Annotated in this window: 11 protein-coding genes and 1 tRNA gene; 7 read left to right on the top strand and 5 right to left on the bottom strand. The window is 64.4% G+C overall.

Annotation, left to right across the window (positions count from 1 at the left end):
* Positions 1 to 40: 40 nt before the first annotated feature.
* Positions 41 to 1741, top strand: a complete 1701-nt coding sequence (locus FBY20_RS07290; protein WP_174245391.1) for an AMP-binding protein — start codon at positions 41 to 43, stop codon at positions 1739 to 1741.
* An 8-nt stretch (positions 1742 to 1749) separates the two neighbouring features.
* Here FBY20_RS07290 and FBY20_RS07285 read toward each other — a convergent pair whose 3' ends face one another.
* Positions 1750 to 2625, bottom strand: a complete 876-nt coding sequence (locus FBY20_RS07285) for an inositol monophosphatase family protein (RefSeq protein ID WP_142051180.1) — start codon at positions 2623 to 2625, stop codon at positions 1750 to 1752.
* A 136-nt stretch (positions 2626 to 2761) separates the two neighbouring features.
* Between FBY20_RS07285 and mnmC the strand changes: the two genes are divergently transcribed.
* The 6 genes from mnmC to FBY20_RS07255 all read left to right on the top strand — a co-directional run bounded on the left by mnmC (position 2762) and on the right by FBY20_RS07255 (position 10100).
* A complete protein-coding gene (mnmC, locus tag FBY20_RS07280) occupies positions 2762 to 4633 on the top strand; it encodes an FAD-dependent 5-carboxymethylaminomethyl-2-thiouridine(34) oxidoreductase MnmC (protein ID WP_142051177.1) in 1872 nt (623 codons plus the stop codon).
* Between the two features lie 268 nt (positions 4634 to 4901).
* Positions 4902 to 7127, top strand: a complete 2226-nt coding sequence (locus FBY20_RS07275) for a TIM-barrel domain-containing protein (RefSeq protein WP_142051174.1) — start codon at positions 4902 to 4904, stop codon at positions 7125 to 7127.
* 224 nt (positions 7128 to 7351) lie between these two features.
* Positions 7352 to 8440 carry a methionine ABC transporter ATP-binding protein gene (locus FBY20_RS07270; RefSeq protein ID WP_056320827.1) on the top strand — a complete coding sequence of 363 codons (1089 nt, stop codon included), beginning with the start codon at positions 7352 to 7354 and terminating at the stop codon, positions 8438 to 8440.
* Positions 8397 to 9050 carry a methionine ABC transporter permease gene (locus tag FBY20_RS07265; RefSeq protein WP_062841659.1) on the top strand — a complete coding sequence of 218 codons (654 nt, stop codon included), beginning with the start codon at positions 8397 to 8399 and terminating at the stop codon, positions 9048 to 9050. The genes FBY20_RS07270 and FBY20_RS07265 overlap by 44 nt, the downstream gene beginning before the upstream one ends.
* Before the next feature lie 45 nt (positions 9051 to 9095).
* Positions 9096 to 9893 (top strand): MetQ/NlpA family ABC transporter substrate-binding protein, encoded by a 798-nt coding sequence (locus FBY20_RS07260; RefSeq protein ID WP_056320831.1) that lies wholly within the window; start codon positions 9096 to 9098, stop codon positions 9891 to 9893.
* A gap of 131 nt (positions 9894 to 10024) precedes the next feature.
* Positions 10025 to 10100 (top strand) — tRNA-Lys (locus tag FBY20_RS07255).
* A 24-nt stretch (positions 10101 to 10124) separates the two neighbouring features.
* Here the strand turns inward: FBY20_RS07255 and FBY20_RS07250 are convergent.
* The 4 genes from FBY20_RS07250 to FBY20_RS27750 form a co-directional block, all read right to left on the bottom strand.
* Positions 10125 to 11069 (bottom strand): site-specific integrase, encoded by a 945-nt coding sequence (locus tag FBY20_RS07250; RefSeq protein WP_255452279.1) that lies wholly within the window; start codon positions 11067 to 11069, stop codon positions 10125 to 10127.
* On the bottom strand, positions 11066 to 11425 hold the full coding sequence (locus FBY20_RS27940) for a hypothetical protein (RefSeq protein ID WP_255452278.1): 360 nt from the start codon (positions 11423 to 11425) through the stop codon (positions 11066 to 11068). The genes FBY20_RS07250 and FBY20_RS27940 overlap by 4 nt, the downstream gene beginning before the upstream one ends.
* Positions 11426 to 11646: 221 nt before the next feature.
* Entirely contained in the window at positions 11647 to 12921 is a 1275-nt protein-coding gene (locus FBY20_RS07245) for a DUF1173 family protein (protein WP_255452277.1), read from the bottom strand.
* A complete protein-coding gene (locus tag FBY20_RS27750; protein WP_174245372.1) occupies positions 12921 to 13262 on the bottom strand; it encodes a hypothetical protein in 342 nt (113 codons plus the stop codon). The genes FBY20_RS07245 and FBY20_RS27750 overlap by 1 nt, the downstream gene beginning before the upstream one ends.
* Positions 13263 to 13514: the final 252 nt, after the last annotated feature.

Here is a 13514-nt window from a genome sequence, read left to right as displayed (position 1 = left end):
GTATCATCATTCAAAAATCAATTTAATGGAGACAAATACCATGACGCGTCCGTGGCTTGCTCAGTATCCCCAAGGCGTTCCTGCGGAGATCTCCACCGAGGAATATTCCTCGCTGACCGACTTGCTGGACCGGGCCTGCAAGCGGTACGCGACGCGCATCGCCTGCACGGCGATGGGCAGCGACATCACCTATGCGCAGCTGGACGGGCACGCGCGCGCGTTCGCGGCCTGGCTGCAAGGGCTGAACCTTGAAAAGGGCGCGCGGGTCGCGCTGATGATGCCCAACGTGCCGGCCTATCTGGTGTGCATGCTGGGATCGCTGCGCGCGGGCATGACGCTGGTGAACGTCAATCCGCTCTACACCGCCGATGAATTGCAGCGCCAGTTGCTGGACAGCGGCGCGTCCGTCATCGTCATCCTGGAAAACTTCGCGCATACCTTGCAGCAGGTCGCCGATCGCGGCGAACTCAAGCACATCGTCGTGACGGGGCCCGGCGATCTGCTTGGCGGCCTGAAGGCGCCGCTGGTCAACCTGGCCGCGCGCTACATCAAGAAGATCGTGCCGCCGTGGCGTATCGACGGCGCGCTGGCGCTGCCCAAGCTGCTGCACGAGGGCGCGCATCTGCCTTTCAATCCGCCGGCCATCTCGATGGACGACGTGGCGGTGCTGCAGTACACGGGCGGCACCACCGGCGTGCCCAAGGGCGCCATGCTGTCGCACCGCAACCTGGTGGCCAACGTGCTGCAGACCGAGGCGGTCGCGCAGCCGGTCGTGCACGACATGGCGGACCAGCAGCTCACCATCATCAGCGCGCTGCCGCTCTATCACGTGTTCGCCATGACGGTGTGCGGTCTTTATGCCCTGCACGCGGGCATGCGCAACGTGCTCATCATCAATCCGCGCGACCAGCCTTCGCTCATCAATGCGTGGCGCAAGACGCCGGTGAATGTGTTTCCCGGCGTCAATACGCTGTTCAACGCGCTGGCGCACAACGAGGACTTTGCGCGCCTGGACTTCTCGGGCCTGCGGCTGACGCTGGGCGGCGGGATGGCCGTGCAGCAGCAGGTGGCCGAGCGCTGGCTGAAGATCACGGGCCGGCCGCTGATCGAGGGCTACGGCCTGTCCGAGACGTCGCCGGTGGCGACGGTCAATCCCACCAACGCCACCGCGTATTCCGGCTCCATCGGGCTGCCGCTGCCGTCGACGGACGTCGCGATCCTGGACGATGCCGGCAACGAGGTGCCGCTCGGAGAACGTGGCGAGGTCGGGATTCGCGGGCCGCAGGTCATGCTGGGGTACTGGCGCAAGCCCGACGAGACGCGTAATTCGATGACGGCCGATGGGTTCTTCCGGACCGGCGACATCGGCATCATGGACGAGCAGGGCTACACCCGCATCGTGGACCGCAAGAAGGACATGATCGCGGTGTCCGGCTTCAAGGTCTACCCGAACGAGGTCGAGGCCGCGGTCGCGCAGCATCCGGGCGTGCTGGAATGCGCGGCGATCGGTGTGCCGGACGAGCACTCCGGCGAGGCGGTCAAGGTGTTTGTCGTGAAGAAAGACCCGTCGCTGACCGAAGCCCAGGTGCAGCAATGGTGCAAGGACAAGCTGACGGGCTACAAGCGGCCGCGCTTCGTTGAATTCCGCGACGAGCTGCCCAAGAGCAACGTGGGCAAGATCCTGCGCCGCGAACTGCGGCCTGACGCGCAGGCCGCAGCGCCCGCGAAGACGTCCGCCTAGCGGGCGCCTCAGCCTTGCTTGTTCAGGTGAGGCGCAATCATTTCGTGCAGCGCGCGTTCGATGGCGGGATTGCCCGCCACGACGCGCCCGCCGATCGGCCAGGGATCCTGCTTGTGCATGTCGGTGCACACGCCGCCCGCCTCGCGCAGGATCAGCGTGCCCGCGGCCACGTCCCAGGGCGCCAGGCCCATTTCCCAATAGCCGTCGTACCGGCCGCAGGCGGTCCAGGCCAGGTCCAGCGCGGCCGCGCCCATGCGGCGCACGCCGCGCGCGCGATTGATGGCGTCGTGCAGCATCGGCATGTATTGCGCGGCGAACGAAAAATCGCGGAACGGAAAGCCCGTGGCCAGCACGGCGTCTTCGATCGTCTGCGTGCGCGAGCACGAGATGCGGCGGCCGTTGAGCCACGCGCCCACGCCGTACACGCCCGTGAAGAGCTCTTCGCGGCTGGGGTCGTAGACCACGCCGATGACCGGCGTGTCTTCGGCCAGCGTTTCGTTGGCGGACATCGAGGTGCCGGCATGCGCGATCAGGGCGATCGAGACGGCGTAATGCGGGATGTCGTGCAGGAAGTTGGTGGTGCCGTCGAGCGGGTCGATGTACCAGGTGGCCACACCTTGGGCCTTGCCGCCCGTTTCCTCGGCGACGATGCCGAACTTGGGGGTGCGGGCCTTCAATTCCTGGATGATCGCGGCCTCCGCCTCGCGGTCCGCCTGGGACACGAGGTCGTTGCGGGCCTTGCGATCGATCACGAGATCGGCGCGGTGGTGCGCGTAGGATTGCAGGATGGCTGCGCCAGCATGAGCTGCCGTGACGGCCGCGTCGATCGCGGCGCACAGGTCGATGGGCGATGCCAGCGATTGGGGCTGATCGTAGGTATCCATTGGTCCAGTGTAAGCCCACCAATGCGGCAAACCTGTAGCAAACGGACTAATCCTTTCGCCGCGTGGTGCGCATCCAACGCGAACGGCCATGTGGCCGGATAATTCGCGCTTCATCATGTTTGTATCTTTGGGCTGAATGTCTGTGACTTATGTTCCGCTGGTCCCCGCAACGGGGGATGTCGACGCCGACGGCAGGCTGGTCAGCGCCGTTTATGGGGACGTCTACCACTCCCCGTCCGGGGCGATGGGCCAGGCCGGGCACGTTTTCCTGCGGGGCAACGGACTGCCGGCGCGCTGGCGGGGGCGCGCGGCGTTCACCGTCTGCGAGACGGGATTTGGGCTGGGGCTGAACTTCCTGGCGCTGTGGAAGGCCTGGCGCGACGACCCGCAACGGCCGGCGGCGCTGCATGTCGTCTCGATGGAAGCGCACCCCTTTTCGCGGGACGACATGGCCGCCTTGCTGGCGCGCCATGCGCCCGAGCCGCTGGCCGGCATGGCGCGCGCGCTGGCCGCGCAATGGCCGGCGCTGCTGCCGGGGTTGCACCGGCTGGAATTCGAGAACGGCGCCGTCACGCTGACACTGGGCTTTGGCGACGCGCAGGCGCTGGCCCCCCGGCTGGGCGCGCGGGTGGACGCATTTTTCCTGGATGGCTTTGCACCCGAGCGCAATCCGCAGATGTGGGCGACGCCGCTGCTGCGCGCCCTGGCCGATCTGGCGGCGCCAGACGCCACGGTCGCCACCTGGGCGTGCACCGGCGAACTGCGCCGCAATCTGGCCGAGGCCGGCTTTGATGTGCGGCGCGCGCCTGGTTACGGGGGCAAATGGCATATGACGGTGGGGCAGGTCCGCCAGGCGGGAACCGCCGCGCAGCCCGCGGCGGTCTCGTCCGGACAGCGTGCCGTGATCGTGGGCGCCGGCCTGGCTGGCGCGGGAATCGCCCACGCGCTGGCGCTGCGCGGGTGGCGCGTCACCGTGCTGGACGCGGGGCGCGCGCTGGGCGCGCCGGCCCATGCCGGCCACTTGGCCGCCGCGCTGACGCCCGTGGTGGCGCGCGACGACAATGCGCGGGCGCGGCTGTCGCGGGCGGGCAGCGAAAGGGCGCTGGCGCGCTGGCAGGGGCTGCCGGGGGGCGCGGCGCCCCGGATCTGCGGCACCGTCCAGGTCGAGCGCGACGCCGGCCGGTCGGCGGCGCTGGCGGGCACCCTGGAAGCGCTGGCATTTCCGGCGGACTGGGTGCGCCAGGTGACGCGGGAAGAGGCTGGCGCATTGGCCGGATTGCCCGTGGCGCGGGGCGGCGTGTTCTTTTCACAAGGCATGCTGGTGCAGCCCGGGCTGCTGATCGAGGCGCTGCTGGCCGCGGCCGGGGCTGCGGTGATTGCGGGACGGGCCGACCGGGTGTCGGCCGCAGGGCAGGGGTGGCGGGTGCTCGACGCCTCGGGGACGGAACTGGCCCGGGCAGACACCGTGATCCTGGCCAATGCCGCCGGTTCGCGCGAGGTGCTGCAGGCCAGTGGCTTGCTGGACCCGCTGCCACGCGTCGCTCAGATGCACGCGCTGGCCGGCGAGGTGACGCTGATCCCCGCGGCGGCCCTGGACGGCGGCCCGCGGTGCATCGTCGGCGGCGAAGGCTATCTTCTGCCGGATATTGGCGTGGGCTGCGTGGTCGGCAGCACCTATGTCCATGGCGCCGCCGAGGCCTCGGTGGGCGCCGAAGGGCAGCGTGTCACATTGGGCAAGGCGGCGGGGCTTCTTGCCGGCCACTTCCCGGCATTCGACGCGCTGGTTCCGGGCGATCTGCCCGGCTGGGCCGGATGGCGCGCCGTCCTGCCGGGCCGTCTGCCGGCCGTCGGCGAGCTGCCCCACGCACCGGGTCTGTGGCTGGCCGCCGGCTACGCGTCGCGCGGATTGTCGTGGTCGGCGCTGATGGGGGACCTGATCGCCGCGCGTCTGATGGGCGAACCGCTGCCGCTGGAGACCGATCTGGTCCAGCTTGTTTCACCACGATGAAAAAAAATTAATGCGCCCGGGGCGGCACGCCCGGCTGGCGTAGAATTGTAAGAATTGCCGGAATTTGGCGCCAATAGGCCGCAATTGACCTTTCGGGCCGGCAATTCGGCGACTCGGCGGCATCTGCGCGCCTGACGCAGGCCAAGGGCTTTATGCCCCTTTTTTGGATGAAATAACCGTCCAAAAGAGGGATCGAGTTTATTTCAAAGCTCAAATCCGTCAAAATAGCGTCTTTTGATGGTTTTTGGCTTAAGCCGGGGGATGCTCTGTGCCGCCCAAGTTCGACTTTGCCCATACTACCCAGCTCGATAATGCCGAGCTGCTGACGTCCCGCCCCAGTCGCATCGATTTCGACGCGGGCGATGGGTTGCACCTGGTAGTCGAGGCGCATGCGCCTGGAGTTTTTCGCCTGCGCTGCGGCGAGGCGAACCACTTCAATGATGACAAGCCGGGCGCGCGTGCGCGCGCCGTGGCCGAAATGCTGCTCGCGCGCCAGGAGGCGGTGGGCGAAGCGACCATCGCGCCTCGCGATGGCGGGGACGGCTGGCGGATCACCCAGGGCGACGTGGCCCTGGAGATCCAGGCCAATCCTGTTCGCATCGCCCTGTACCGCAACGAAGACCGCGTCTTCGAATCCGAGGTTTCCGCGCATACGCCCGCATTCGGGCACAACGCGCTGGACCAGGCCGATGACGCCGTGTGGACGGCCGGTTTCACGTTGGCCGCCGACGAGCGTGTCTACGGTCTGGGCGAAACCCCGGGGGACCTGAACCGCCGCGAGGAATCGGTGGTTTCCGACGACCCGGAGCACCGCGCGCTGCCGCTGGCCTGGAGTCCCCGAGGCTGGGGCGTCTATGCCAATACGATGCGCCGCGTGGAACATTCGGTGGGCGTCGCGCCGGCGGACTCGGCCTATGTGCTGACCGTCGATGACGCGGTGCTGGACTTGTTCCTGTTCGCCGGCGAACCCGCCGAAATCCTGAATCAATACACCGCGCTGACCGGCCGCGCCGGCCAGCCCGTCCTGTGGGCAATGGGCGCGTGGCTGCAGCAGGCCGCGGGCGAAATGCCCACGCAAACGGTTGCCCTGGTGGCGCGCATGCGCGAAAACCAGATTCCGGTGGATGCCGTGACGCTGGCCCAGCCAATCGCGTGGGGCTTTCAGGCGGACAAGACGGTTTTTGAATGGGATGCCCAACGCTTTCCCGACGCCAAGCAGATGCTGGCGCTCTTTCACAAACACAACGTGCATGTGGCGGCCTCCGGCTTTCCGGGCGTCATCAAGACCAGTCCGCTCTTTGAAGAACTGGAAGACCGCGGCTGGCTGCTGACCAAGGACGACGGCGCTGCCCAGGTGTTCGACGGCAACGCGGCAACATCCGGCCAGCCCTACGGCCTGCTGGACCTGACCTATCGCGACATCTACAACCTGTGGGTCGAGCGCCACCGCCAATTGGTGGAAGACGGTCTGGATGCGCCCGCCTGCGACGCGCAGATCGCCATCCCCGATGGCGTGACCGCCCGCAACGGCGAGACCGGCCCGGCCCTGCGCACGATGTATCCCCTGCTGGTGCGCCGCGCGCTGTTCGACGCGGTGGCCGGATTGAAGGTGCCGCCCGAGGGCGTCGTGCCCAGCGCGGACCTCTTCCCGGCGGCCCAGCGCCTGCCGTGGCAGGTGGGCCCCCAGGTCGACAACACCTGGGAAGGCCTGCGGCACACGCTGCGCACGTCCCTGTCGATCGGTTCCAGCGGCGTGCCCGTCCAGGTGCACAACATTGGTTCGGCCGCGCGCGACCGCACCGGCATGACGCCTGAGCTTTACCTGCGCTGGCTGACCGCCGGCGTGTTCTCGGCCAATTTCGCCTTCCAGGGCGTGGAAGGGCTGATGCCCTGGGATTTCGGCGACGAAACCCTGTCCCACGCCAAGACCTGGATGCAGTGGCGCTACCGCCTGGTGCCCTATGTGCTGGGCGCCATCGAGGACTCGGCCCGCACCGGTCTGCCGGTACAACGCTCCATGGCGCTGTCGTTCCCGAACGATCCGCACGCCCACGAATGGGATCTGCAATACCTGCTGGGTCCGGCCCTGCTGGTGGCGCCGGTCACCGAACCGGGCAATCAGGTGCGCGTGTACCTGCCCAAGGGCGAGGCGTGGTGGGATCTGAACACCGGCCATCGCTACGAGGGCGGCACCACCTGGACCATCGATTGCGAGCTTGGCCAGTTCCCGGTGTTCGGCCGCGAAGGTCACATGCTCTGTCTCGGTCCCGCCGCGCAGCATACGGGCGAGTTCAACTCGGCCCGCATCCTGGACGAGGTCTGGATGTTCGGCATGCCGGTGCATAACCCGGTCGTCATGCGCAACAAGATCCGCGTGATGCAGATGCAGGGTTCGAGCTACATCAAGGGGCTGGAGGGGCTGCGGATCTCGCCGTCCGAAGGCCTGGAAGTGAAGCGCCGCGGCGCGGAAGTCCGCATCTCGCGCGCACGCTGAACCCGGGTCGGCCGCAAGCCGGCCGCCGAAAAGAAAGGGCAGTCAGGAAGGCTTTCCTTCCCGGCTGCCCTTTGTGTCTTTGCCGGATCGCCATTGTCGAGGCGTTTGCGCGGCTTTCCAGAAGCCTCGCGGCGCCGGGCCGGCAGTTGATATTACTTGTAGTTATTAAAAATGGAAAAAACGGTCGTTCTCTTTAGAAGAGAAAAGATACAAAATCGCTTGCCATGATTCACATCGAGAACCTATCCAAGACCTACGCCACGCCGCATGGGGAATTCCAGGCGCTGCGAGGCATCAACCTGCACATCGAGCAGGGCGAGGTCTTTGGCATCATCGGTCCCAGCGGGGCCGGTAAAAGCACGCTGGTCCAGTGCATCAACCTGCTGGAACGTCCCAACCAGGGCAACATCTCCATCGGCGGCCAGGCGCTGACCGGCCTGACCGAAGCGCAGCTGCGTGAACAGCGCCGCCGCATCGGCATGGTGTTCCAGGGATTCAACCTGCTGTCGCGGCGCACGGTGTACGGCAACGTCGCCCTCCCGCTGGAAATCGCGGGCGTGTCCAAAGCTGAAATTCCGGCGCGCGTGGAGCGCCTGCTGGCGCTGGTCGGGCTGGAACACCTGCGCGACCGTTATCCCAGCCAGATCAGCGGCGGCCAGAAGCAGCGCGTCGGCATCGCCCGCGCGCTGGCCAACAACCCGGACGTGCTGCTGAGCGACGAAGCCACGTCGGCGCTAGACCCCGAAACCACGCACAACATCCTGGCGCTGCTGCGCGACATCAACCGCAAGACCGGCGTGACCGTGGTCATGATCACGCACCAGATGGAAGTCGTGCGCGAGGTCTGCGATCGCGTCGCCGTGCTGTCGCAGGGCGAGGTCGTCGAAATCGGCAGCACCCGCGAGGTCTTTGCCCAACCCCGTCATGAAGTGACCCGCAACATGGTGTCGGCCGCCACCGCCTCGGAACTGACCGACGCCACGCTGGCCGCCGTCAAGGAACGCATCCAGGCGCTGGCCGCCGCCAAACCCGGCCAGACCGTGCGCCTGTTGCGCCTGTCGCTGACCGGCACCGACGCATCGGGCGCTTTCCTGTCTGACCTGACCCGGCAATTCGGCCTGGACGTCGGGCTGGTGCAGGCGCGCGTCGAAGACATCCAGGGCGTGGCCGTGGGCACGATGTTTGTGCTGGCCCAAGGCGCGCCCGCCGCGCTCAAGGACGGGATTGCCGCCTTGAACGCCCGTGACATTACCGTTGAAGAAATAGCTCATGAGTCCGCAACTGATCGACCTGCTTATTACGTCGCTGCTTGACACCCTGCTGATGGTGGGCGTGGCCAGCGCCATCGCGGTGATCATCGGCATTCCGCTTGGCGTCACGCTGACGGTGACCGCGCGCGGCAACATGCTTGAAAACCAGCCCGTGAACCACGTGCTGGGGGCCATCATCAACGCGACCCGTTCGGTGCCGTTTGTGATCCTGATGGTCGCGATCATCCCGTTCACGCGATTGGTGGCGCAGACGTCCATCGGCACCACCGCCGCCATCGTGCCTTTGTCGGTGGCCGCCATTCCCTTCATGGCGCGCATCGCGGAAAACGCCATGCGCGAGGTCGATCCGGGCCTCATCACCGCGGCGCGCGCCATGGGCGCGTCGCCGATGCAGATCATCATGAAGGTGCTGCTGCCCGAAGCCCTGCCGGGCCTCATCGCCGCCACCATCGTCACCGTGGTCAGCCTGATCGGTTATTCGGCCATGGCCGGCGCCATCGGCGGCGGCGGGCTGGGCGACCTGGCGATCCGCTATGGCTACCAGCGCTTCCAGTCCGACGTCATGGCCGCGGTCGTGATCGTGCTGATCGTTCTGGTTCAAGCCATCCAGAGCCTGGGCGACCGCTTCGTGCGCCGCATGTCGCATCGCTGATCTTCTTCGTTTTTTCCTACTTCCGTCATATCGGGATATCGCAACATGAGCATCAAGGTTTTGAAGTCGCTGGCCGCGTTCGCTTTGGGCGCCGCCGTATTCGCCCAGCCCGCGCTGGCTCAGGACAAGCCGCTGAAGGTCGGCGTCACCGCCGGTCCGCACGCCCAGATCTTTGATGTGGTCAAGGCCGAAGCCGCCAAGCAGGGCCTGAACCTGCAAGTCATCGAGTTCTCGGACTACGTGCAGCCGAACGTGGCGCTGGCCGCCGGCGACCTGGACCTGAACAGCTACCAGCACCAGCCCTACCTGGACAACGCCAACGCGGACCGCGGCTACAAGCTGGTCAGCATCGCCAAGACCGTGATCTTCCCGATCGGCATCTACAGCAAGAAGATCAAGTCGCTGTCCGAACTGAAGGAAGGCGCCCGCATCGCGCTGCCGAACGACCCGACCAACGGCGGCCGCGCGCTGCTGCTGCTGCAGGCCAATGGCTTGATCAAGCTGCGTCCGGAAGCGGGCCTGAAGGCCACGCCGATCGACGTGGTCGAGAATCCCAAGAAGCTGCGCTTCATCGAACTGGACGCCGCCCAACTGCCGCGCTCGCTGGATGACACCGACGCTTCGGCCGTGAACACCAACTTCGCGCTGGAAGCCGGACTGAATCCGACCAAGGATGCCATCGCCCAGGAATCGCCCGACTCGCCGTACGCCAACGTGCTGGTCGTGCGTGAAAAGGACAAGGACCGTCCCGAGTTCGCCAAGCTGGTCTCCATCTATCACAGCCCGGCAGTGAAGCAGTTCATCGAAACCAAGTTCAAGGGCGCGGTGGTGGCTGCCTGGTAATCCAGCACGCCGCACCACCCGCAAACGGCCGCCGCGAGCGGCCGTTTGCTTGCCTGGCTCCGCTGGCAGGATGGCACGCTGTCATTTTTTGACAAGCCCTTCGAAATCCGCCATAATTTCGGGCTTCGGTCGGGTTGTTAGCTCAGTCGGTAGAGCAGCGGACTTTTAATCCGTTGGTCGCGAGTTCGAGTCTCGCACAACCCACCACCAAAGCCTTGTAGTATCAAGAACTTACGCCGCCCTCACAAGCGGCGTTTTTTCTTTGTCTTCTGACTTTGACCAAAATTCGACCGTTGCCGAATGGTGCGCGAGGTGGGACGGGGCGAGGTGGGCATATCGCTGCACCATGTCCAGTGTCTCCCAACCGCCGAGGTCCTTCAGAACCATGAGTGGCGTGCCAGCCTGTACATGCCAACTTGCCCAGGTGTGCCGCAGGTCATGAAAGTGAAAGTCGTCAATGCCAACTTCGGCGCAAGCGCGACGAAGACAGCGAGCATCGACCTGACCGATCTTGCGGACGACGCCGTCCCGAGACGGTCTCTCGAAGACGTACTTCTTCGCCTTGGGAATCCGGCGCTGCAGGACTGCGAGAGCGTCCGCGTTGAGCGGCACAGAACGTGCGTAACCGGATTTCGCCTCTTCTGCGATGACCCAGGCATTAGAGCGGGGGATGTCAACGTTGCTCGGCTTGAGCGAGAGCAGTTCGTCCTCGCGCATGCCGGTGGCCACTGCGACTAGGCTGACGTCGCGCATCCATTCGAGCGTCATGGCGCTAATCAAGCGGCCGATGACGTCCTTTGGTTCCCACCGCACGCGATTGTCGGGCTCGACGAACTCAGCGAACTTGGGACACTTGTCGATCCAATCCCACTCCTCGCATAGCTTGAGCATTCGGCGCATTGTTGCAAGATAACGATTCTTCGTCGCTGCGCTGACTGGAGTGGGCTTGCGATGGCGGTGCGTCGTGTGAGTGGGCAGCTTGTCCGCGATCTCGTCAAATTTTAAAGAGCGAATGGCGCGTCCAGAAAACTGCGTGCGCCAGTAGGCAATGTGCCGGACCTTGCTGTCGTAGTCTCGCAGGCCGTCCCACAGTCGAAGGCAGCGTACAGCGGCTTCTTCGAACAAGCGGTCGGGTTGCTCACCGAGCTTGGCTTGGCGCCACAAATCAGCCTTCAACTTGTCGTGATATTCCTGCGCGGCTTGCCTGTCCGATGTTCCAGAAGAGCATCTAACTCGCGGGAGGCCTGGGACGCGGATATCAACTTGCCAGATACCTGAGGTTTCATCTTTGCGGATGGGCATGGAGCTTCTCCCAAGACCCGCAGCGATAGCTGGGTGACATTGTTCTTCTTTTCCGAGAATGCAGCAAGGCGAGAAGGCCAGATCCGCCAGGCGCCACGCGCCCTAAGCTGAAATCCAAGTTCCTTGCGATAGCTGAAGATTGTGCTGTAGGAAACATTGAGGCGCTCAGCGGCTTCATGCAGCGTGAGCGCCTTTTCATCCGTGGTATGCACGGAAGGTGCATTGAGCATAGTGAACACCTCTAAGTTGAGCGCATTCCCGAGGGCTACTTATCCGCCCGCAAGTAGTTCATACAGAACCAAGGCGGCAATCGTGAGCACCTCAGCCTGGAGCAGCCTCCAGGCTTGTTTTGAGCCCACGATGACGGCGAAGTAGAACGTTACGGTGACGATGGCCAACGCGATGGCTATTGCAGTTTGCTCCATTTCGGTACAGGGAATGCAGGGAATGTCTAGGCGGTCTGGGAGGGCAACTCAGGCACTGGGTCACCGATTGCGGCATTCCATGACCACCAGCCGTTGGCACCGTATGTTTCGTCATAGTGGGCAGCCTTCTCCTTTTTGCGCGACAAGTAATCCGTGTTGGCCATGCCCCAAACTTCAAGGGGGATCGGCTCAGGCAGGTCGCGCAGCCAAAAGTCAGGGAAAACAGCGTCTTCGCCTGCATCGAAGCGCAGAGGCTTTTCGAACCGGCGCTTCTCCGCAACGAGCTTCTCAGCAACCAGGACTTCGTACCCCGAATCGACCGGGATGCAGTCTCGCGTTATCTGCATCAGTGCGATGTCCACGACCTGCGCTCGCATGTTCCCAGCGGAGGATTTCGGCGGATCTGTTTGCGCAACCGCGATGATCGGGTTGCCAGCGCGCCAAGCGTCAAGCTCGCGGCCAAAGCGGCGCTCTAGCGCAGCCCAGATGCCGTCCTCCAGGGTCATGAACGGTATGCCGTGAAACCCAGCGATAGGTAGACTCTCACTTCCGTCCATTCCCTCCTGATGCTGGGCGAGCGGCGCAACAATGACCAGACGGCGGCGCTGGGTAATCGCTTCCAAACTCTTAGCCTTGTTGTGTCCTGCCTGCTGCCCCGAGCTGGACGGCGTGGCAATCAGGAGATTTTGTGACAGTCGAACGCGGCCGGCATAGGTCGATGTTGCAATGCGCATCAGGTGGTGGTGAACAACGCCGAGATTGCGCTTGCCCTCCATGCCCGGAGTCCACGTATTCAGGCCGGCTTGCGTCCAGAGAAAATGAAGAAGGCCCAGCAACGTCATGCTCGCCTGCCCGGACCGGGGCCGGGCGGTGGCGACCTTCGTCTCGGTCGGCCCGGCATTGGCACTTTCATCAGGCGCGACAGCCGCACGCTGCTGCAGTCCAACCTTGAGCTTGATCTTTACTGCGCCGTCATCTAGCTCCTGCACTACGCCGCGACGGTAGGAGCCTAGACCGGACATGCTCGGATCTACGCCGAAATAAACGCAGTCTTCGCTGTGCTCCGATCCTGTCTCGGGAAAGCGGGCAAGGTGGAACCGATCAGAGTTAGAACGGCTGTGGATCGACAAGCGGCGATCGCCCGATCCAGGGCAAGTACACCTCACGTCCGCCTTGCCATGGGCCATTAACAGTACGCGCTTCCAACCCTCTTTGAATTGATCGGCCGTTTGAAACTCGGGCGAGTACGGTCGCGTCATTCCGCTCAGCGTGACCTCTACAGCATATAGCTTTCGATCCATCAGTCTTCTCCGCCCTCGATCAACACCAGCACGCAGAAGACGAAAGCCACCGTGACGAAGAGGGTCCCACGCATAGCGACCACAGCGATCTGGTGATAGATGTTCAGTTCGCTGAACGAGTCGTAGGAACCGGACAGGCCGATGTTCGCGACGATGAAAATCGCCGTGCCCGCAATCTGCGTGGCGATAAGCCCGCGCAGTCCGGCCCATGCGGTGAATGCAACACAGATTATTCCTACGGAGACAGCTCCCCAGAACCGTCCGCCCAGGGATGCCAGCCACAGAACGGTCGCCCATTCGTCAATTAGCTTTCCAACCGTGGCTAGAACCGCGACGCTCAAGGCTAGTCCTATTGCGACCTTTATCGCGGACGAGGCCATTAACGTGCTGTTTGAATTTCGATGAGGGGGCTGTTTCTTGTGCAAGATGTACTCCAATTGTCATGCGGCCAGGCGTTCCCGCTGGAGATGGGACATGCGAGAGCAGTGCTCATCCGAATCGGGGCGCTCAGCCGGGAAGCGTTTAGCTGCTAAACACTTCCAGTCGATTGCTGAACGCCGATTCGGATGCCGCCAGCGAGATACCACGACGCT

The sequence above is a fragment of the Achromobacter sp. SLBN-14 genome (assembly GCF_006715415.1).
In the GTDB taxonomy this organism is placed as follows: domain Bacteria; phylum Pseudomonadota; class Gammaproteobacteria; order Burkholderiales; family Burkholderiaceae_B; genus Achromobacter; species Achromobacter mucicolens.
The sequence above is the reverse complement of the archived record's forward strand: the minus strand, read 5'-3'. Positions and strand labels throughout refer to the sequence as shown.